Below are 21197 nucleotides of genomic sequence, written 5' to 3' on the forward strand. Positions count from 1 at the left end.
TCAGTTTTCGGTCAGCGGCAACATTCCTGGTCGACAGTAAGGGCATCATTCGCTACAAGCACGTCGGCGTTATAGATGAGACGGTGTGGCGTGAACAGCTTGCAGATCTTTATCAAGGTCTGGTGCAGGAGGGCACGCAATGAGCCGGTTTCTATGTGGAACTCTCTTAGTGTTGTGTTCCGCTAGTGCCGCCCAAGCTGCCATCGATGCTTACGCGTTCAAGGATGAGGTCGAACGCGCCCGGTACACCGAGTTGACCCGGGAACTGCGTTGTCCGAAATGTCAGAACCAGGATATCGCAGACTCCAATGCCCCCATCGCCGCCGATCTGCGAAAAGAGATCTTTCGCATGCTCGATGAAGGTCAGAGTAATCAGCAGATCATCGACTTCATGGTCGATCGCTATGGCGAATTCGTGCGCTACAAACCTGAGCTGAACAGCCACACCTGGTTGCTCTGGTTTGGGCCTGGCGGTTTGTTGTTGGGCGGTGTGTGGGTGATTTACTTGATCGTTGCACGTCATCGTGGTCGGCATGGCGATGATGTTGAGGTGTTTTCTGACCAAGAGCGTCAACGGCTCCTCCTCCTATTGGGTAAAGAATCTAATGATTGATTTCTGGCTATGGGTCGGCCTGCTGTTGCTGGTTGCCCTCAGTTTCGTGCTAATCCCTGTGTTGTTTGTACGTCGTGCCCAAAGCGAAGAAGATCGCACCGCTTTTTACGTGGCGCTGTATCAGGAACGCCTGGCGGAGCTACAGCTTCAGCAAGGGGACGGAGTGATGTCTCCTGCGCAAAAAAACAGTGCCCGCTCTGAGGCGGACCGCGAATTGCTGGCGGACACCGAAGGAGCTGGCCTCGAACGTTTTTCGACTACAGGCAAGCCGCTACCAGTATTCGTGGCTTTCTTGATACCGGCGCTGGGGCTCGCGCTGTACCTGCATTTTGGCGCCAGCGACAAAGTCGAGCTGGTTCGTGAGTTCGCCCAGCCTCCCGGTTCACTCGCGCAAATGAACGACCGTCTGGAACGCGCGGTTAACGCCCAACCGGAGTCAGCTGAGAACGCTTATAACCTGGCCCAAAACTACATGGCTCAAGGGAGGCCCGACGATGCCGCTAGAATGTTCGAACGAACGGTGTCACTGGCCGGTCGCCGACCGGAGTTATTAGGCGAGTGGGCTAAAGCATTGTATTTCTCTAACAACAAAATGTGGTCTCCGCCAATCAAGGCGCTGACAGATGAAGCTTTAAATGGAAATCCGGGTGAGCTCCAGAGCTTGAGTCTCATAGGTCTGGCTGCGTTTGAAGAGCATCGTTACCAAGATGCTTTAAAATATTGGCATCACGCATTAGCAGAGATGGGTTCCGACCATCCGTCACACGCTGCTTTAGTACAGGCCATTGGAAAGGCAAGAAACGGTCTTTCAGCGGATGAAAAAAACAACAATTTGACGATTAACCATGTTGCTGGCTTGCCACCAACACCGCTCAAGGTACGGGTGGACATTTCCCCGGAAATTTTCGAAAAGGTCGCTTTGGATGACAGTGTGTTCGTTTTCGTACAGACGCTATCGGGCTCCAAGGTACCTCTCGCTACCATACGACTTAAGGTCTCAAGTCTGCCGGCCGAGGTGGAGTTTTCAGGCGCTGATGCAATAGTTACCAGCAACACCTTATCGCAGACAGCCGCGATTCAAGTGACTGCTAGGGTCTCTAGGGGAGGGAAGAGTAGGTCGGGGGAATGGTTGGGCCGAAGCTCGACGACATTAAATTCGAAGAGCGCTAGGCTGAAGCTTACGATCAACCTTCCGGATATCTGATCGACTGCACCGCAAAGTGCTGTTGCCAGGTACTGTAAAATAGAAGAGTGAGCACTTGATTTGCTGGTGCTTTCAAACTACGGTGTTGTTTTTTTAACAGCCGAACTGGAAAGGGAGGCTGAGCTGCTCAGTGATCACTTTATCCGTTGGCTGATTTACGCCGGCATGTTCGCTACAGGCACTGAACGACAACGCAGATGGTATGGTCTGTGCGTTCTGACTCGTCAAGGATCGGCCAATGGATCGTTTGTCTAATTTGCTCTCGCGGTTCGGCGTGCGGGCCAATCTGTTCTATGACGGCGACCTATGCGGCTCTGCATCTTACGATGGCGCCGAGCGGCGAGGTTATATCCATCTGCTTCAGGCCGGCAGCGTGACGTTGCTTGGTCCCGATCGCAAGGATTTGCAGCTCACTCGCCCTAGCTTGATTTTTATGCCACGCCCCGCCAAGCATCAATTGTTTGCGGGTGAGTCCGATGGCGCAAAGTTGTTGTGTGCTTCCATGGAGTTTGAGGGCGGAATTGATAATCCTTTGTCGGCTTCATTACCGGACTGTTTGGTGCTCGCACTCGATGATCTGCCCATGCTGGCAGACACGTTGGAGTGGATGTTTGCCGAGGCGGCAAATGTGCATTGTGGAAGGGAAGCCGCGCTTGAGCGCTTATTTGAGCTCCTAATCATTCTGTTGCTCCGTTACCTGCTCGATCATCACCAGTTGCGCACCGGAATGATGGCTGGACTGGCCGACATGCGGCTTGCCCGATCGCTTTTACAGATGCACAACTCCCCGGAACATGCCTGGTCAATAGCAGAGCTGGCCAGTGAGTCAAATATGTCACGCGCTGCGTATGCCGTGCATTTCAAGAGTGTCATCGGACAGACGCCTGCTGATTATTTGTTGAGTTGGCGAGTTAGCCTGGCTCAGAAGCTGATGCGAGAAGGGCGCTCGATTACGCTGATTGCAGCTCAAGTCGGCTACGAAAGTCCTTCGGCGCTGTCTCGCGCATTTAGACGCAAGACGGGGTTGAGCCCTCGTGACTGGTTGAAAGATCTGGCGGGGGAAAATGATGGCAAAAAGGCCTAAGGCATTACTGCCTTAAGCCATTGAAAAAATTATGCATTAATTTTACGTTTTTCCAGTTCAACCAGCGAATGGCCTGCCACAAATATCGAAACAGCAAGCAACCCTAAGTCTTTAAGCAGAAACTGACCTGGCGCAACGGAAATCGCCGGAAACCCTAAACTAGGCTCAATGACGCCCGGAGTGGAAAACATAAAGCTAAGGGTTGTGAAGAACAGGCCTGCAGACAGAGCGCCTCCTACCACGGATAGTTTGGGCGACAGCATGCGGCCTGCGATCAGAGTGCCGATCGAAATCTCTAGTATGCCGAGCAGGCTGGAGAACATGTCGACCGAAAAAATGCTATACACCCATCCCAAAAGCGGGCTGTTGCTCACCAGTGGAACCAGGCCCTCGGCCTCGTAGTGGGTAAATTTCATGCCGCCGAACCAGAAGTAAATAATAGCGAGAGCCAAGTACGCGCCATAGATACCTAGCCCCATAGTTTTGGTTCCAAGCGTTAAGTGGGCCTGTACGCTGGACTTCGAGTTTTCAATGCCTATGGTTTTCATGTCTGAGCTTCCAGTAGTGAGTGAGAGTGTGTTGGCTGCCGAACGCCGTATGCGTTGGCGATGAGATGATTATGGCTGGCATCTCTAATCAAGAGGCATCAGAAAGTATTGATTTCAGTGCAGATCGTCTTGGGCGGTGCAATTCGCGATGAAGGGATCGCCGTGGAGAGCGATGAGTGCACTATTTCGATAAAGGAGTCGTTTTACATAGGTCGATGAAGCGCGTTGCGGCATCGCCTACTGTCATTTCTCAAATCTGACTATGGGGCTTGGGGCGAAGGGCGGCACTGACTAGGCTTAGAACAGCTACCAACTAGCCGCGCGGCCGCGATGCACAAAGAATGGTAACTGAGCCGTGAGTGCGGTGGGCGCCCGCATTTATTTCCAAACCCTACAGATACATCGATCTTCGACTTCAACCGGGCAGATAGCTGTTGCAGCAAGCCTATCAATCGACTTTGACGTGTTAAAGAGGATAGGTTTTCCAGGGTTGGGGAACAGCATGCCCTGCAGAACGACACACGTCACTTTTGTTAATGTTAATGGCCAATTAATCTGACCCACCTGAGCCATGTTTATTGAACTATGCCAGCGGCTCATGGCAGGCTCCTCCAGTTCCACTCGCTGCGTGCTACGGCATCATGGGCGTGCAGGCTTTCAGCGTGCACCACCTTGAGCGCAAAGCCTGAGAGGAAAGAGTGTTGCGACAGGGTGTGGTGCAGGCGACGGGCGGCATCCTCGCAGAACATCAGGTTTTGGCCATTGGCCAGCGCAAAAGCCTGCTCATCGATACGCTTGACGGCAGTTTGCAGAGCCGTGCCCAGGGCGTGTTCCACTTTGTCGACCAGGGCCAGCAGTGGCAGGTCGTTCTCGCCGTCTGCCAGCCGAACCGTGACATGGGCCTGGCTGCGCTGACTGTGGGGCGTGGCCAGAATGCCCTGTTCGCTGCCCAGCCAGGCGTGGACGGCCTCGCGGCTGACGGGCATATCGGTGAAGTCTTCGGCAAACGCCTGCTGAATCAGCTGACGGGCCAGCGCTGCAGAGCAAGGGCAGGTGGAGGAGTAGCCAACGCTGAGGCTCAGCTCTGCGTCGAACCCGTCAGGCCCCAGGCGGCAGCGGAGGGTGAAAGGGTAGGTTTTCCATCCGGCGAGCGGGCTGATCAGCGCAGGGCGATTGAGCAGGGCATCGCCTGCCAGCTCCAGAAATGCCTGCTGGGAAAGGTCCTCATGGCTGGCCAGAAACGTGTTCAGGATCTGGCGAACAGTGCCCAGGGTGAGTTGCTGATGTTCAAGGGCCGCCAGGGCCAGGTAGAGCCGCGACATGTGGATACCGCGGGCCTGGCGGTCGTCCAGGCTGACGCCTGCCGACGCGCGGCCTGCCAGAGTGTGGCCCGCTACCTTCAGCGGCAGTGCGATGCCTTCCATGCCCACCCAGCTTAGCGTGCCATGCAGGCGGCTGGAGGTGCGGGCGATGTCTTGCAGCGTGTGATTCATGAGCAGCTCGGCGGTCAATTGATAGAATGTTATAACATAACAAGTACTCGATGCGATGATAGCTCGCTGCCCTCGTGTGTGCAAATGGTCAATAACCAGTGACAGGCGCTGAATCGACGTTTCTTTTTGAAACGAATCTGGCATCATTGATAATTATTCTTATGTTGATGTTGGCAACATATTCTATCGAGAGGGCTGGGCATGGCGTTAAGCACAAAGGGATGGGGCGTGGCGGCAGCAGGCGTGGTGGTGGTTGGCGCTGGTGGGTATGTCGCAGCTCAGGCGATGGTGGGCAATCAGGTGGAGCAGGCGCTGGTCGATAGCTTCGCCGAGCTGGATCAGTCGGTCTCCTACGAGGTGCATGATGTGCAGATCGACAAGGGCCTCTTCGATACCCGAGCCACGGCCACGGTCGCCATGCGCGGGTTCGAAGACGCTACGGCGGACGTCAATCTGTTCGTCAAGCACGGGGCGCTGAGCGCCGATATTACCGGCGAACTCGTGCCCAATCAGGCACTGGTGCAGGGCATCATCGATATCGACCTCAAGGCAACACGTTCCGCCATCGCAGGGCAACTGAGCGCCACCGAGCTGGATGGCGTGGCGCTGGATGTGCTGGTCGACCAACTGGTGGTGGGGCTCGATCGCGGTGCCGACGGGCATTGGCACCTGGATACCCGGGCTCAGGAGATCACCTACCATGGCGACAATGAAACCGTGCGCATGGCGACGCCACGGCTGATCCTGAACACTCGTCATCACGAAGGCGAACCCGTGCTGTTGCAGAGTCTCGACATACCGCGCACGGAAATATTCGTGGAAGGCGTGCGGGTTTACCTGGAGGGCATGGAGTCGGAGAGCGAGTCACGAGGGGAGACCATTGTCCACCAGAGCGGCCATTTCCGGATTGCCGAGATGGGCGTGGATGATACGTCCTTTGGTAGCCTGGCCTTCGAGGTGAGTGCCGACAACTGGGACCTGGAGGCGCTGCAAGCCTTTCAAGAAGCCTATGCCCCCCTCATGGCCATGCACCTGGATGCCGAAGAGCGCGGCGTGCCGGTGGATGCCGAGCAAGAGCGTGTGCTGATGGCCGAGGCTCTGGAAAGCAGCTACGCCATGCTGGTTGCCAGCCCCACCATGGCCATCGACCCCCTGCAGGCCCACATCGTACTGCCCGACCTGGGCATCGACTTCAAGCCTCGGCTCACTACGCACATGGCCTTCGACGGTCAGGACCTCGCCAAAGGAGCGCTCTACGGTGCCTTCTGGCCGGTTGGGCAGCCGTTACCCCAGGGCCTGATGAGCGAAGAGCAGATGATGAGCCCCTTCGAAGCCCAGGAGTATCTCAGCCGTCGCCTGAGCCTGGCGCTGGCCGTAACCACACCTCCCGATCTGGTATTGGGCTTTATTCCGATGCCGTTTGCCGCCATGCTGGACAGCGAGGCGGAAGAGCAGGAAGTGCTTTGGCAAGAAGGAAGCCTGATGATCAATGGTCAGCCGATCATGTAATGGGGCACACCCGCTCTCCATGAATCTGGGTCTACGGAAGGAAATATCATGATGCTCACTATGGTTATTGTGCTGGTGGTGGTGGCTCTGATCGCCGTCTATATGGTGTCGGTGTACAACCGACTGGTGTCGCTGCGCAACCGCTTTCAAAACAGCTTTGCGCAAATCGAGGTGCAGCTGAAGCGGCGTCACGACTTGATTCCCAACCTGGTGGAAACCGCCAAGGGCTACCTCAATCATGAGCGGGAAACGCTGCAGGCGGTGATCGAAGCGCGTAACACCGCCGCCGCCGGCCTGAAAGCCGCCGCGGCCAACCCTGGCAGCGCCCAGGCCATGGCGCAATTGGGTGGTGCAGAGGGCGCGCTGACTCAGGCCATGGGGCGGCTGAACGTGGTCATGGAAGCCTACCCGGACCTGAAAGCTTCGCAGAACATGCAGCAGCTGTCGGAAGAGCTGACCAGCACCGAAAACAAGGTAGCGTTTGCCCGTCAGGCGTTCAACGACGCAGTGATGCACTACAACACCTATCGCCAGAGCTTCCCGCCGATTGCCGTGGCGGGCATGCTGGGGCATGGGCAGGATGCCACGCTGCTGACCTTCGAAGACAGCGCCCAACTGCAAACGGCGCCGAGCGTCTCGTTCTAGACGTGATGCCCAGGCCCGGGTGACCACAGGGAGGCCAATGCCATGGATTTCTTTACCGCACAAGACCACGCCAGGCGCAATACGGGGCGTTGGGTGGTGCTGTTGCTCCTCGCCATCGTCTCGTTGATCGGCGTGACCACGCTAGTGGTGGCCATTGCGCTGTACATGATGGGCGCCAGCGGCAGTCAGGCTCAGTCGGTCGAGCAGGGGGTGTTGACCATGCTCTCCTGGGAGCTGCTGGTGGCGGTGGCTGTCGGCGTGCTGGCGCTGGTGGGGTTCGGGGGGCTGTACAAGCAGCGCCAGCTGCGTCGAGGCGGCCGTGTGGTGGCGGAAGCGCTGGGCGGCCGTCTGATCAACCTCGACACGCGCGATCACGACGAGCGGCGGATCCTGAACGTGGTCGAAGAGATGGCCATTGCCTCCGGAACGGCGGTGCCTGCGGTATACGTGCTGGAAGAGGAGGGAATCAATGCCTTTGCGGCCGGTTATCAGCCTGCCGATGCGGTGGTAGGTATTACCCGAGGCGCCATTCGGCAGCTCACCCGCGATGAGCTGCAGGGGGTGGTCGCCCATGAGTTCAGCCATATTCTGCACGGCGACATGCGTCTGAACATCCGGCTGGTGAGCCTGCTGCATGGCGTGCTGCTGATTGGTCTGGCAGGTGGCATGATGTTGCGCAGCTTGCGCTTTCGAAGAGTCAGCAACAACAAGCGCGACAACTCGGCGGCGGTCGTGCTGGGACTTGGGCTGGCGCTCACCTTGATCGGCTACGCGGGCACCTTCTTTGGCGGGCTGATCAAATCGGCGGTGAGCCGTCAGCGGGAGTATCTGGCCGACGCGGCAGCCGTGCAGTACACCCGCAACCCACAGGGGATAGGCGGTGCGCTGGTGAAAGTGGGTGCCCATGCCAAGGGCTCGCACCTCTCGGCACCTCAGGCGGCCGAATTCAGCCACCTGTTTTTCAGTCAAGGAGTGTCGTCGGGGCTAAGCCAGCTCATGGCGACGCATCCGCCGCTCAAGTCGCGCATTCAGCGCGTTCTACCCGACTGGCACGGTCGTTTCGAAGCCTTGCGGCCAGCGCCTTCGCAGCAAGAGCCCGACACCCCTGGTGCCGAGGCAGACCAACGCTCCCATGGCCGCCAGATGGGAGGTGTGCCCACGTCTCCCGAGGCGCTGTTCAGTATGGCGGCCATGCAGGTGGCGCTGGGGGCCATGGGGCAGCCCGATCCGCGCCATTTGCAAAAGGCCCGCGACGTGATCGATGCCTTGCCCGCCACCCTGGTAGAGGCCGCCCATGAACCCTACAGTGCCAGGGCGCTGATCTACGCCATGCTGCTGAGCGACGATGATGCCGAACGCACACAGCAGTTGGCGGCGCTGGAGGCCGTGGCGCTGCCGGATGTGTTCGCAGCATTGCATACCCTCAAGGAGCAGGTGGCCCGGCTCGACGTACAGCTGCGCCTGCCGCTGATCGAACTTGCCCTGCCTGCGCTCACCTCGCTTTCTACACAGCAGGCCCAGCACTTCAGGCTCTGCCTGGAGCGTTTGATCCATAGCGATGGCAAGGTCAGCCTGTTCGAGTGGACGCTCTACCAGCTGCTGCTGAGCCATCTGAGCGAGCGTCACGGCGGTGCCGAAACCCTGACGTTGGAACAGACCCAGGCCGAATGTCAGCGGCTGTTGGGCGTGTTGGCTGAGGCGGGAGTGGCGCTAGGGCAGGCGGGTGACGAGGCCGTGGCTGCCGCGCTGCGGGCTGCCCAGGCCTCGCTGCCCTTCACGTTGTCTTCCCTGCAAGACGCCGATGACATGCAGGCGCTCAGCCTGGCCGTAGAGCGCTTGCGCCGCTTGAAACCGCTCCATAAAGCCCGCTTGCTGAACGCCATGACCCGCTGTGTAGAGCACAGTGGCGTAATTCGCGCCGCCGAGGCAGAGCTGTTCCGCGCGGTGGCCGATATGCTCGGCTGCCCAGTGCCGCCGCTGTTGGAAGAGCCCGACAGCGATACTCACTCCATGGGGTGAACGCCCATGCCTTCATCGCTCCTACTGTTACTGGCCGATGCCGTGTTGCTGTTGCATGTGCTGTTCGTAGCCTTCGTGGTGCTGGGGCTACTGGCTATCTACCTGGGCGGTATTTTGGGCTGGCACTGGGTGCGCCACCGCCGGTTTCGGCTTGTTCATCTAGGCGCCATTGGTTATGTGGTCGTGCAAGCGTGGCTGGGTGCCGTCTGCCCGCTCACCACCCTTGAAATGGCGCTGCGTGCCGAAGCCGGTTCAGCCACTTACGCTGGTTCCTTCATTCAACACTGGCTCCAGCGGCTGCTGTACTACACGGCACCGGAGTGGGTGTTCGTGGTGGTATATACCCTGTTCGGTAGCCTGGTGCTGGCCAGCTGGTGGGTGGTGCGGCCCGTTGCCCGCCAGCGGGGCTGAGGTTTGCAGGTGGCTGCCGTAGCCCGTAATGCATTGCAGTCGTGCTGGCAGGGAGCGGAAGGTGCGTTAGGCTGAGGGGTATAGCCGCCGTTTCGCCAACGTGCCTGCCGGGGCAGGCGTCTGCTGGAGAAAGGGCGATCATGCAGAGTGCCAAGCGTAAAGAGGTGCAGGATGACCAAACGACCAAATGGACAGGGTGACGCTTCGATAGCGACCGTTTCGTGCAAGACCGAGCAGCTGCTGCTGGCAGCGTTGGAGCGGGGTGGCAGCTGCCTGGAAACAGGGCGTTACTTGATCAGCTATCGAGACGGCCAGGTGGAAGAGGGCATCAAGGCACTGCAGCCCTTAACTTCCGTATTGCCGACGCGCGCGATTTCAGCGAGCAAGCGGTCAGCCTGGACGAAACCGGTGACGCCGAGGCGCTGGTATTTCCAGAGCTGGGCGTAGCCTTGGTGGGGGGCGATGCCTTGCAGCACCATGGTATGGACGTACTGGATAAGCTCGCGGTGAATAGCCCCATCGAGATCATCGAGCCCGAATATTTTGCCTTTTCGGAAAACTCGGAGTACTTGCGCGGTTTTCTGCGTGCCGCGACCACCATTGCCCGTGACATGGGGGTGGAGCTGGAGATGGAAAACGCCGTCGAAAAGCCAGAACAAGAGGGCCGCACCACCACCTGGGGGTTGGCCCGTTGCCGAGTACCCGCCAGCCAATGGAGTGGGGCAGGTATCAAGGTCGCCGTGCTGGATACCGGGATGGACCTGGGCCACCCGGAGTTTGCGGGCCGTGAATTTGTCGCGCGCAGCTTCGTCGGCGAGCCGGTGCAGGACCTCAATGGGCATGGTACACACTGTATTGGAACCGCCTGCGGCCCGAAGTCTCCCCGCGGTGATACCCCCCGTTACGGGGTTGCCTTCGATGCCCAGGTGCTGGTGGGGAAAGTGTTGACCAACTCGGGCAGCAGTACGGGCGCAGGCGTGTTGGCAGGTTTGAACTGGGCGATTGCCAATCGCTGTGAAGTGATCTCCATGTCACTGGGCAGCCAGAGCCCGGTACAGGCCGCCTACACCCATGCCGGTGCGGCAGCGCTACGCAACGACTGCCTGGTGATAGCGGCGGCAGGCAATTCAACCCTGCCAACCGGCGCCCCGGCGAACTCGCCCACGGTGATGTCGGTGGCTTCCCTGGATCCCAACCTGTCGGTGTCCAGCTTCTCCAATCATGGCAAGATCGAGCTGGCCGCTCCAGGGCGCGACGTGTTGTCTGCCTGGCCTCGGCCGACCTGTCACAAGGCCATCAGCGGTACCAGCATGGCGACTCCGCACGTGGCGGGCAGTGCGGCCCTTTGGGCCCAGTCGGATGCTTCATTGCGAGGCCGAAAACTGTGGGATCAGTTAATAGCCTCTGCTCGCCCTTTGCCGCTATCGCAAGAGCAGGTAGGCGCGGGGCTGGTACAAGCCCCTTAGGCTGCGTGGTGCGCTGGCGGTCTTCTCCGGCCGTCCAGCGCATGCCCATCAACACGTGTGGCATTGATTTTCGGGAGATACCTTCAATGGCAACGGTAACGCTCTGGCTGATCACGATCTCCAGCGATCAGCCCATCCATGACATCGCCACGCGTCTCAGCGCCGAAGGGTTCACCGTCCGCGAGGTGCTGGAGGAGATCGGCTGCATTACCGGCGCCGCCGATGACGCTACCGTCCAGCGGCTCAAACGCGTGCAAGGCGTGGTAGACATCGCCCCGGATACGCCGATGGATGTGGGGCCACCAGGTACGGATGAGACGTGGTGATCATGGCTTTTTGCGGGCTCATCAATCGAATGTGGCCGATTTAGTCAGTTCGCCTTGAGCGCACTCGCTTCCCCGCCGTGCTACTGCGGCTTCCCGTACTTTTCTTGCTGCCCGTCTTGCTGCCGGTACTCTTGCGCCGTGCGTAGCTCTTTTTGCTGGTTCCGCTGCGTTTGGCGGGGCCTGCGGCTTCGCCCTGAGCGGTTTGCAGGCTGTGGCGCAGTTTGCTGGCATCGCTTTGGCGCAGCAGGGTGTGCAAGTCTTCCAGCAGGGCGTGTTGGAAGGCGTTGGGGTCGTCCTGGCGTTCGGAGATCGCGCGCAGGCGCTGCTCCCAGAGAGCGGTGCGTTCGGGAGTGCTGACGGCGCTGGGCAGCGCGGCGATGAGGGCGACGCCAAGCTGTGTGGCGCGCAGGGCTTTTTGCTGGCGTACCAGGTAGCCGCGCTGCACCAGGGTTTCGATGATGCCGGCTCGGGTGGCTTCGGTGCCCAGGCCGTCGGTGTCGCGCAGGGTGCGGCGCACTTCCGGGTCGTCCACGTAGCGGCCAATGTTCATCATCGCCTTGATCAGGCTGGCGTCGGTGAAGGGTTCTGGCGGTCGGGTCTCTTTCTCTTCCACGCCTGCACCGAGAGCCTGGCAGGCTTCGCCCTGGGTCAGTGGCGGCAGCGGCGGGGCCTCTTCTCGGGTGGTGAACAGCGGCTTCCAGCCGGGGTCGAGAATGCTCTGGCCCCGCGTGCGGAAGGCTTCATCCAACAGGGTGAACTCGGCTTTGACTTCGAAAGTGCGCAGCGGGCGATAGAACTGTGCCATGACGTTGCGCACGATCAGTCGAAACACATGCCCTTCGGTGGCGGAAAGCTGGCTGAAATCGGCGGGTTTGCCGGTGGGGGCCAGGGCGTGGTGCGCGCCTACCTGTTTGTCGTTCCAGGCTTTTGAACGCAGGGTAAAGTCAGCCCCGTGGAGCCACCCGCGCAGGGTGTCGTCGTGCTGGCAGGCGCTGGCCAGGGTTTGTCGGGCCAGTGGCAAATGCTCCTCGGGCAGGTAGCGGCAGTCGGAGCGGGGGTAGGTAATCAGCTTGTGCTGCTCATACAACCGCTGGCAAATATCCAGCACCATCTGTGCAGAGAGGCCATGACGACGGGCGGCATCTACCTGCAGTGCAGAGAGCGAGTAGGGCAGCGGCGGGGCCTGGCGCTTCTCCTGCTGGTCTAATGTGGTGAGCGTGCCGCGGGCGCCGGGCAGTTGAACGGCCAGGGCATCGGCGGGGGTGCGGTCAATCAAGCGCCCTTGTTCATCCAGCGGCTGGTGCTCTTTGGGTGCCCACCAGGCGCGCAGCTGGCCCTGGGCCACCTGAAGGTCCACCCACAGCGGGTAAAAGGGGTGGGGCACAAAATCACGAATGGCGTTGTCGCGCCGCACGATGAGCCCGAGTACCGGGGTTTGCACACGGCCCACGGAAAGCACGCCGTCGTGGCCTGCCTGGCGGCCGGTAAGGGTCCAGGCACGGGTCAGGTTGATGCCGTACAGCCAGTCGGCGCGAGCGCGTGCCTGGGCCGCTTCGAACAGCGGCTGGAACTCGCTGTTCGGCCGCAGGCTGGCCAGGGCGCGGCTGACGGCGGGTCGGTTGAGGTCACTGACCAGCAGTCGCTGTACCGGGCCACGGTATTTCAGGTGCTCGATCACTTCCTGTACCAGCAGTTGGCCTTCGCGATCCGGGTCGCCCGCGTGCACCACGCTGGTGGCTTGCTTGATCAGTTTACGAATCACCGCCAGCTGGCCACGTGCCTTGGGGCGCGGAGCCAGCTGCCACTGCTGGGGCACGATGGGCAGCCTGTCCAACCGCCACTGTTTGTCGACAGGGTCGTAGGCCTCCGGTGGGGCTTGCTCCAGCAGGTGGCCCAGGCACCAGGTCACGATGGTATCGCCGCATACAATCGCTCCGTCCTGGCGTTGGCTGCCGGGCAGGGCATCGGCAATGGCCCGCGCCAGGCTGGGTTTCTCGGCGATAATCAAGCGCATGGGGTGTGATCCTGGAGGCAGTGAAGAACGAAAGGGCATGGTAGCAGAAGTGGCCAACGGGTTAGAGTCCTATACATGAAAATGTATACAGGTGTCATGGACATGCGGCGATGATTTTTTGCGTATAGTTTTTGTATAAAATTAGCTGATTGAGTAAGCTGGCTCAAAAGCATCCGAAAAGGCGATCTCCATGCGCGAACGCGGCAGAACACGACGTTTACTGGGGCTGGGTGCCCGCACCGGCGGTGCCCTGCTGAAGACTCGGCTGGGCGGCCAGGCAGATTGGCAGGCACTGGGCGAAGCGCTGTTCGAGGGGCTTTCCGAGTTGAAAGGCCCGGCCATGAAGCTGGCGCAGATCATGTCGCAGTGGGACGATTTGCTGCCGCCAGAGCTGGCCAACGAGCTGGCGCGCCTGCAGCGTCAGGCAGAGCCGATGCCGTGGCCCAAAATTCGCGAGGCGTTGGTGTTGCAGTACGGCGATATCGACAAGCACTTTCAAAGCATCGAAGAGCGCCCGTTCGCCAGCGCCTCCATGGGCCAGGTGCACAAGGCCGTGACCCATGACGGTGAAACCGTGGTGCTCAAGGTGCAGTACCCCGGGCTTGCCGAGGTGCTGGAAAGCGACTTGAAGCAGGTCAAGCGGATCATGGCCCTGGGCCGCTGGTTCAAGGTGCCCCAGGCACGGCTGGATGCGCTGTTCGAGGAGTTGGCGGCAGGCCTGCGTGACGAGCTGGATTATCACGCCGAGGCCCAGGCGCTGGCGCGCTATCGCGAGCGCTACCTGAGCAACCCGGCGCTGGTGATTCCCGAGCCGCTGTTCGAGCTTTCCGGGCAGCATGTGCTGGCCATGCGCTACGTGGGCGGAACGCCGCTGCGTGAGCTGGAGAGCGCCGACGATGCCACCCGCCAGCAGGTGGCCGTGGCGCTGGCCGACTGGATCACCGAAGAGCTGTTCACCTACCGCGAGCTGCATGCCGACCCCCACGCAGGCAACTTTGCCTGTGACGAGCAGGGCAGGCTGGTGATTTATGATCTGGGCGCCGTGATTCCGGTGCCGAAAGCGCGCCTGAAAGCCATGATGCAGCTTCTAGATGCCACCCTGGCACAGGACCCCATGGCCATGGACGATGCGCTAATGAAGATGGGCGGACGCCAGGGTCAGGGCGCTCCGCTGGCGCTCTACAAGGAGTCGGCAGAGTGCATCACGCCGCTGTTTGCGCCCGGTCAGCAGGACTTCAGCGATGTGCGTGTACACCGCCGACTGCGTGAGCTGACGCCCAAGGTATGGGCAGCCATGGACCGGCTGCAGCCGCCAGCGGATACGCTGCTGCTTTCCCGAGCCCTGAACGGCCATTACTGGAATCTGGTAAGGCTGAAGGCGCGCCTCGACATGCATGAGCGCACGCAGCCGCTGTTGGCCTGGGCGCGCACGCCCTGAGGGGGCGTTCTCCCTGAGCGATTGTCGCTGCGGCAGCGTGGTCAGCCATGCTAGACTACGGCGCTTTGAAAACGCGTATTGAAGACAGTGGAGACGGCAATGCTGGCGGTATGGGTCGATCAACTGCTGGGATTTGCCTCTGGGGCACTCTCGGCCATCAGGCAGCAGGAGCACTACCCGGATTTCATGACCTGGGTGCGTGCCGAAGGCGCTGCATCCTTCAACGATAACGTGGCCACTGCGCAGGCACTGGCGCCCATTTTATGGTCGCAGACGCCGCTGGAGCGGCTGAATTTCGCCAGCGAGCCACTGGCCACGCCTGGGCGCAACGAACCCTGCTGGTGTGATTCGGGCCGTAAATACAAGCAGTGCTGCTACCGGGTCAGCTTCCCTACCGACATTCCCGAGCAGATGATGTGGATGCTCTCGCTGCGCGAGTGGAAAGGCGCCACCCTCAAGGCTGCCCTGGAGAGCCAGCAGGCACCGCCCCAGGCGCTGCTGGAAGCCGGGCTGATCGCGGCAGAAAGTGGCCAGACCGGCCGCGCCATGCAGATACTGGAGTCGCTGTTCGATGGCAGCGACTGGTCGCGGCTGCCCGAACAGGCCGAGCCTGCCTTCGAAATTCTGCTCGATATCTACCAGGAGCGCGGGTTCACCCGCAAACGCGCCGACCTGCTGGACGAAGTGATGGAGCGGGGGCCGCTGTTCTTGCGCGGCGTGGCCCTCGAGCGGCTATGCCTGATGCACCTGGATAACGACGATCTCGACAGCGCTCGCGGGGCCTTTGTCAAAGCCCAGCAGGCGCTGCCCGACTCGCCGACGCTGGCCTATATCGAAGCCATGCTGCTGCTCCACGAAGGCCATGAGCAGGAGGCCAAGGAACGAGCCGATTTCTGGTATCGTCGCCTGGCACGCCAGGGCGGGCTGGATGACGAGCAGCTCGATTTTCTCGCCGCCCTGGCCGATAACCCTGGGGCCACCCTGGCCGACCAGCTATTGAGCGCCGAAGAGGACATGGCCACGCCGCTGGTGGCCCTGCAGGCGCTGCTGGCTGCACTGCCCACTGCGCCGCTGTTGACCCTTACCCGTGACGATGAGCGGGGTCGTTTGCTGTACACCACCACCGCCCGTGAAGAGACGCTGTTTGCCGCCTGGCATGAGCAGTTCCAGGTGCTGGTGGACGAAGACGTGGCGCTGGGTTTTCGGGAAGACCCCTGGGTCAACGCCATCGACTGGATGTCCGAGCTGTGCGCCCACCCCGAGTGGCTGGATGCCCCTCAGGTCGTGCAGGATTTGACGCTGGCGCTGACCAGCCGCTTTGGTAGCCTGCCGTGGATGGCACCCAGCCTGCTGGAGCCTCTGGCGCTGCGCCTCTCGCGCTGGCTGGAGCAGGCTCGGGCCGCTGGTGAAGGCAGCCTGTGCTGGGACGATGCCGACAATGCCATGCTGCTGCGCACCGGCTTGGCGCTGGTAGTGGGCATGGAGCGGGGCGCGCGCCAGCACTCTCGTGAGCTGGCCGAAGAGCTGCTGGCCATCGACCAGGAAGATAGCCTTGGGCTGCGTGAACTGGTGCTGGACCAGTTGCTGCGCGATGACCGCAACGAGGAGGCCCTGGCGTTGACCAACGAGCCGCAAAAGGACGACGGCTCGCTGGTGCTGGGACTATTGATGGGCCGCACGCTGGCGCTTTATCGCCTGGGCCAACAGGAAGCCGCAGAAGCGGCGCTGGCCGATGTGATGGCCCACAGCCGCTATGCGCTGGAATTGATCTGCGCGGAAAACCCGCGCCCCTCCATGCCCCATCCGGATGGCCAGGTCGACCCAGGCTCCCGTGCGGAAGCCTGGCAGTACCGCACCCTGATGCGTGACCAGTGGCGCACCACGCCAGGCGCACTGGCCTGGCTGGAGCGCCACCGCTAGCGGGAAGCGATATTGGGCGTGGGCACCAGCTGCTTGTCGCGGCTGATCCAGATGGCCAGCAGGATGGCGGGCAGGCCCAGCAGGGTGGCGACCACGAAGAAAGTGGCGTAGCCCTGCGCCGTGACCACCAGGCCGCCAAAGCCGCTCAGGAATTTGCCCGGCAGCGTCATCAAGGACGAGAACAGCGCATACTGGGTGGCGGTATAGGCCCGTGAGGTGAGGCTGGAAAGAAACGCAATGAACACTGCGCTGGCCAGGCCATTGGCCAGATTGTCACCAATGATGGTGATGACCAGCATCGGCACCTGGTTACCGATCAACGCCAGCACGGCAAACAGCAGGTTGGTCAGCGTGGCCGCGGCGGCGCCGAGAATCAGCACCGGGCCAATCCCGTAGCGGGCCACCAGCAAGCCCCCCAGCAACCCACCGGTAATGCTCATGGCGATGCCGAAGATGTTGGTGACGCTGGCGATGGTGCCCAGCGAAAACCCGAGGTCGATGTACAGCGGGTTGGCCATGGAGCCCATGGCCAAATCACTGATGCGAAACACGCCGATAAATACCAGAATACCGAGTGCCTTCACCCCGTGGCGGCGAAAGAAATCGGTGAATGGGCAGACAATGGCCCCAATCGCCCAGGCGGTGATGCGCCGGAATACCTTGGGTTGACCGCGGCTGGCGCGGAGGAAGGCGCGCACCCTGGGCTCATGGATCAACTGCACGCTCAGCGACGCGCGCTGAGGCTCGGGGCGAATCAATACCGTCAGCACCCCGATACCCACCAGCGCCGCCATGCTCAGGTAGGCGGCGCTCCAGGAAAAGGCCGACGCCACGTAAAGCGCGCCAGCGCCCGCTGCAATCAGTCCCCCGCGATAGCCAATGATATAGGTCGAGGCCATGGCTGCCTGAAGGTCGTCGTTGGCCGATTCGATCCGGTAGGCATCGATGGCGATGTCCTGGGTGGCCGAGCCAAACGCCACCAGCAGCGCAAAGGCCGCGACCCAACCCAGATTACCCACGGGGTCGAGCCCGGCCAGCCCCACCAGCCCTGCGGCAATCATCCCCTGTGCCAGCAGCATCCAGCCTCTACGTTGCCCGAAGGTGCGGGTCAGCAGGGGCAGGGCCAGCCGGTCGACTACCGGTGCCCAGAAGAACTTGATGGAGTAGAGCATGCCGATCCAGGCGAAGAAGCCAATGGCGGCGACTTCCACGCCATCGCTGCGTAGCCACGCCGAGAGGGTCGAAAATACCAGCAGAAAGGGCAGGCCAGCGGAAAAACCAAGAAACAGCATGGTGATGACCGGCGCCTTGAGATAGATGGCAAGTGCCGCCAGCCAGCTACGCTGGGGGGTAGGGGTGGGCATGGGGTGTTTCGCTCCAAAAGAAAACCAGGGCGCAAGGCCCGCTAAAAACCGGTCGGTGGTAAACTGGGCCCGACATCCTATCAAGCCGACAGCTTACCGGAGAGGAGTTTTCCATGTCGATTACCGCCCATCAGGTCGTCACCTTGCATTATGTCCTCAGCGACGTGCTCAGCGATGGCAGTACCCGTGTGCTGGACGACTCCCGCGCGCGCGAACAGCCCCTGGAGTACCTGCATGGCCACGATAATATTCTGCCTGGCCTGGAGCGCGACCTGGAAGGACGCTCTGTTGGCGATGAGCTGCGGGTCACCTTGACCCCGGCAGACGCTTATGGCGTTCGCAATGAAGCGCTGGTGCAAGAGGTAAGCCGAGCATCGTTTGGCAGCGCGGAGCTTGCGCCGGGCAGCCGTTTTCAAACCGAAGGCGAGGCCGGTCCGCAGATCGTCACCGTACTGAGCATCGAAGACGATACCGTGACCGTGGATACCAATCACCCGCTGGCCGGGCACACGCTGCGCTACCACGTGACGCTGCTGGACGTGCGCGAGGCGACCCGAGCCGAGTTGGCCAAAGGCCATCCGCTGCCGCCGGGTACCGAACACAGCAAGGTCGAAGACCGCAAAGTGCTCTAAAACTGACCTATATCAAGTTCGCCACGCCCCAGAGTGGAGTGGTTTTCAAAGGTTGACCCAGGTCAGTGTTCCCCTGCTCGAAACCCGTACGATGGCTTCATACATCACGGCGGGAGGGGAACATCATGTACTGGGACGATGCAGTCATTTTCGGCTTGGTAACTGTCGCATTGGTGATCGCGTTTATGGTGGGCTGGATTGGCTTCGTGGTGCGTGATCATCTACGCAAGGATGAACGCAAGAAGCCTTGATCCAGCAGGCTGTAGCAGTCGTCAGGGGAGGGGGTTTACATGCAAGTGTAAACTTCCTTTTGCCGGCCCACTGGGCCGGCTTTTTTATGCCTGTGGTAAATCAGTTGACAGCCGTTGAAGTGTTTTGGCCTGATGCTCTGGTAAAGTGTGACCACTTGAACGCCTACCCTTACCAGGAACCGAACGGCCATGAACGCTGTGCTGCCACGTACTGCTGTAACGCCCCGCACTTCTTTGAAACCTCTCTGCAACATGGTGCTGGGACTGCTCCTTGCGCTATGTCTCCCGACCTTGGCCCAGGCGCAGGCGTTGAACCTGATCGATGGGGAAACCACCGAGAAAATCGCCATCAGTGATCTGCGTGAGCAGCCCAATACCACGTTTACCGTTTACGACCCTTATCAAGGGCGCGACGTGGAAATGCAGGGAATTCCGTTTCGTGAGTTCCTGGTGGAACACTTCGGGTCGGTACCCCCGCAACTGCACTTCACTGCTTGGGATGATTACGAAGTGACCCTGGGGGGCTGGGACAACCCGGTCTGGTATCTGGTCACCGTGGAAGATGGTGAGCCGCTGACGCTGCGCTCGCGGGGCCCGGTGCGTCTGGTGGAGCGTGAATACTCTGGCCGTGATACCGAAAACCTGCGTGAATTCAACGACTGGATCTGGATGATTCGCAGCATCGAGGCGCAGTGGTGAGTGCAGCGCCACCAGGAGAGCCAAAGCGTCGCCCCCGCTACATGACGTGGCTCTCCTTGAGCTTGATGAGCTTCATGGGCCTGATGGTATTGATCGTCTATGAGTCTCGTTGGGTCTACCCGGAAATCCAGGCCTACTTCAGCCAGACCGGCAGCCTGACCGGACAGCAGCTGGCGACTCGGGCGAGAGGCTACGTGCAGAGCGCCCAAGAGTCGCTGCTGGTGGCGACGTCGCCGCTGGAGATCAGCGAGGCCAACCATGCGCTGGATCTTGCCTATGGGCTTTTCGATGTCAGTGTATACCGTCAGAACTACTCCTGTACCCTGCCCAGCTTGGCACTGGTCGACGAGATGACCGAACGCCTGGAACAACAGCAGATCGAACCCATCGACGCGGCCCACGCGCTATTCATCGCCGTCGATTGCCTGACGCGTATCGAAATGCACCAGTTGGATCGGCGCGGTATGGCGATCAATGATTTTTCCGAAAGCACCCGTCGCCACAACCAGGTGTTGACCTACTCCAGTCTGCTGATCTTCGTGCTGGGTCTAGGGTTTTGGGCGATGCATGAGCGGCAGCTACGTCAGACGGAACACGCCACTGCCGAAAAGCTGGCTTGGATGGCCCGCGCCATGCGCGACCCGCTCACGGGGATCGGTAATCGCAGTGCACTGCATCAGGACGTGGTGAGTCGCGAGGGTGAGTCGCTGGGACTGATCTTGATCGACATCGATTTTTTCAAGCAGTACAACGATGCGCTGGGGCATCCTCAGGGCGACCGACTGTTGCGCCAACTGGCAAGCATGATCGAGCAGGCGCTGGGGCCGACGGCCCAGCTTTATCGATTGGGAGGCGATGAGTTTGCGGCGTTGCTACCGTGCCCTTCCAATAGCGTACTGGCACAGCAGTGCGAAGCGCTTCAGGCGGCGCTCGATGCGGCCGAGTACCCGCATCCCGCTCACCCGGATAAAAAGCGCGTGACGCTTAGCGTGGGCGCCACGCGTTTCATTGCCATGGCAACGGCCTTTGCCGGTGCCTACGAAGCGGCGGATAAAGCCCTGTACCAGGTCAAGACCGCCGGACGTGATGGCTGGCAGATTACTGCAGGCGCATGACGTCGGCATACATGGGCGCCAGGCGGCCCAGCATGTCGTTACGTGCGGCTAGCGGTATCCCTTCCTCTATCATGGCCTCGTTCAAGTACTCTACTACTCGGTTGAAGTGAGCATCGGTGATGCCCATGGTCTGGTGAGCACGATCCATGGGCGGGCCTTCGTACTGGCAAGGGCCATCGCTGATGTCACATAGCTGAGTGACCAAGGACGCCGCGAACAAATCGATGTTGCTATTGGCAAAATAGCCGACGATATCGGCGTCATCGGCGATACGATACAGCAGGTTTTCCACGACGTTTTCCAGGCTGGCCTGCCCGCCGACGCGTTCGTATAACGTGGTGGATGGCTGCTGATGGGCGCAACCAGTGAGCAGGAGCCCTGACAGGACTCCAATGATCAGCGTATTGCGGATGGCCAAGTGGCGGTTACTCATGTCGACTCCTGAA

General features: G+C 60.6%; 20 protein-coding genes. 15 read left to right on the forward strand and 5 right to left on the reverse strand.

Features of this window, described 5'->3' with window-relative positions; genetic code table 11:
* Positions 1–139: 139 nt before the first annotated feature.
* The 3 genes from IE061_RS10650 (at position 140) to IE061_RS10660 (ending at position 2901) form a co-directional block, all read left to right on the forward strand.
* Positions 140–613, forward strand: coding sequence for a cytochrome c-type biogenesis protein (locus IE061_RS10650; protein ID WP_012080655.1), 474 nt, complete (start codon positions 140–142; stop codon positions 611–613).
* A complete protein-coding gene (ccmI, locus tag IE061_RS10655) occupies positions 606–1817 on the forward strand; it encodes a c-type cytochrome biogenesis protein CcmI (protein ID WP_012080656.1) in 1212 nt (403 codons plus the stop codon). Before IE061_RS10650 ends, ccmI begins: the two co-directional genes overlap by 8 nt.
* A gap of 238 nt (positions 1818–2055) precedes the next feature.
* Positions 2056–2901, forward strand: coding sequence for an AraC family transcriptional regulator (locus IE061_RS10660; RefSeq protein WP_003464995.1), 846 nt, complete (start codon positions 2056–2058; stop codon positions 2899–2901).
* 29 nt (positions 2902–2930) lie between these two features.
* Here IE061_RS10660 and IE061_RS10665 read toward each other — a convergent pair whose 3' ends face one another.
* Positions 2931–3449 carry a YkgB family protein gene (locus IE061_RS10665; RefSeq protein ID WP_003464991.1) on the reverse strand — a complete coding sequence of 173 codons (519 nt, stop codon included), beginning with the start codon at positions 3447–3449 and terminating at the stop codon, positions 2931–2933.
* Between the two features lie 596 nt (positions 3450–4045).
* Positions 4046–4942: a GTP cyclohydrolase FolE2 gene (gene folE2, locus IE061_RS10670; protein ID WP_193461582.1), complete on the reverse strand. Its 897-nt coding sequence runs from the start codon at positions 4940–4942 to the stop codon at positions 4046–4048.
* A gap of 201 nt (positions 4943–5143) precedes the next feature.
* Here folE2 and IE061_RS10675 point away from each other — a divergent pair, with 201 nt between their 5' ends.
* From IE061_RS10675 to IE061_RS10700, 6 genes are all read left to right on the forward strand, one after another.
* On the forward strand, positions 5144–6451 hold the full coding sequence (locus IE061_RS10675; RefSeq protein ID WP_193461583.1) for a DUF945 family protein: 1308 nt from the start codon (positions 5144–5146) through the stop codon (positions 6449–6451).
* A gap of 48 nt (positions 6452–6499) precedes the next feature.
* Entirely contained in the window at positions 6500–7096 is a 597-nt protein-coding gene (locus IE061_RS10680) for a LemA family protein (protein ID WP_081137183.1), read from the forward strand.
* Between the two features lie 42 nt (positions 7097–7138).
* A complete protein-coding gene (locus IE061_RS10685) occupies positions 7139–9115 on the forward strand; it encodes a M48 family metallopeptidase (protein WP_193461584.1) in 1977 nt (658 codons plus the stop codon).
* Between the two features lie 6 nt (positions 9116–9121).
* Complete coding sequence (locus IE061_RS10690) at positions 9122–9526, forward strand: DUF2784 domain-containing protein (RefSeq protein WP_193461585.1); 405 nt, start codon at positions 9122–9124, stop codon at positions 9524–9526.
* 221 nt (positions 9527–9747) lie between these two features.
* A complete protein-coding gene (locus tag IE061_RS10695) occupies positions 9748–10992 on the forward strand; it encodes a S8 family serine peptidase (RefSeq protein WP_230478439.1) in 1245 nt (414 codons plus the stop codon).
* Between the two features lie 86 nt (positions 10993–11078).
* Entirely contained in the window at positions 11079–11318 is a 240-nt protein-coding gene (locus IE061_RS10700) for a hypothetical protein (protein ID WP_193461586.1), read from the forward strand.
* 40 nt (positions 11319–11358) lie between these two features.
* On the opposite strand, the gene IE061_RS10705 is transcribed toward IE061_RS10700, so the two are convergent.
* On the reverse strand, positions 11359–13332 hold the full coding sequence (locus IE061_RS10705) for a DNA topoisomerase III (protein WP_193461587.1): 1974 nt from the start codon (positions 13330–13332) through the stop codon (positions 11359–11361).
* Positions 13333–13522: 190 nt separating this feature from the next.
* Here IE061_RS10705 and IE061_RS10710 point away from each other — a divergent pair, with 190 nt between their 5' ends.
* Together IE061_RS10710 and IE061_RS10715 are read left to right on the forward strand one after the other, a co-directional pair.
* Positions 13523–14770 (forward strand): ABC1 kinase family protein, encoded by a 1248-nt coding sequence (locus IE061_RS10710; protein WP_193461588.1) that lies wholly within the window; start codon positions 13523–13525, stop codon positions 14768–14770.
* A gap of 99 nt (positions 14771–14869) precedes the next feature.
* Complete coding sequence (locus IE061_RS10715) at positions 14870–16690, forward strand: SEC-C metal-binding domain-containing protein (RefSeq protein WP_144982556.1); 1821 nt, start codon at positions 14870–14872, stop codon at positions 16688–16690.
* On the opposite strand, the gene IE061_RS10720 is transcribed toward IE061_RS10715, so the two are convergent.
* Positions 16687–18054 (reverse strand): AmpG family muropeptide MFS transporter, encoded by a 1368-nt coding sequence (locus tag IE061_RS10720; protein WP_193461589.1) that lies wholly within the window; start codon positions 18052–18054, stop codon positions 16687–16689. The two genes, IE061_RS10715 and IE061_RS10720, sit on opposite strands and share 4 nt — an antisense overlap.
* Before the next feature lie 113 nt (positions 18055–18167).
* Here IE061_RS10720 and IE061_RS10725 point away from each other — a divergent pair, with 113 nt between their 5' ends.
* From IE061_RS10725 to IE061_RS10735, 4 genes are all read left to right on the forward strand, one after another.
* Positions 18168–18686 (forward strand): FKBP-type peptidyl-prolyl cis-trans isomerase, encoded by a 519-nt coding sequence (locus IE061_RS10725; protein WP_193461590.1) that lies wholly within the window; start codon positions 18168–18170, stop codon positions 18684–18686.
* A gap of 125 nt (positions 18687–18811) precedes the next feature.
* Complete coding sequence (gene ccoM, locus IE061_RS18190; protein WP_268992387.1) at positions 18812–18937, forward strand: cytochrome c oxidase subunit CcoM; 126 nt, start codon at positions 18812–18814, stop codon at positions 18935–18937.
* A gap of 189 nt (positions 18938–19126) precedes the next feature.
* Positions 19127–19636 (forward strand): hypothetical protein, encoded by a 510-nt coding sequence (locus IE061_RS18085; RefSeq protein WP_039178358.1) that lies wholly within the window; start codon positions 19127–19129, stop codon positions 19634–19636.
* A gap of 41 nt (positions 19637–19677) precedes the next feature.
* Positions 19678–20751 (forward strand): GGDEF domain-containing protein, encoded by a 1074-nt coding sequence (locus tag IE061_RS10735; protein WP_096923105.1) that lies wholly within the window; start codon positions 19678–19680, stop codon positions 20749–20751.
* Here the strand turns inward: IE061_RS10735 and IE061_RS10740 are convergent.
* A complete protein-coding gene (locus IE061_RS10740; protein WP_096923104.1) occupies positions 20735–21184 on the reverse strand; it encodes a group I truncated hemoglobin in 450 nt (149 codons plus the stop codon). The genes IE061_RS10735 and IE061_RS10740 overlap by 17 nt on opposite strands.
* Positions 21185–21197 lie beyond the last annotated feature (13 nt).

The organism is Vreelandella hamiltonii (assembly GCF_014651795.1).
Taxonomy (GTDB): domain Bacteria; phylum Pseudomonadota; class Gammaproteobacteria; order Pseudomonadales; family Halomonadaceae; genus Vreelandella; species Vreelandella hamiltonii.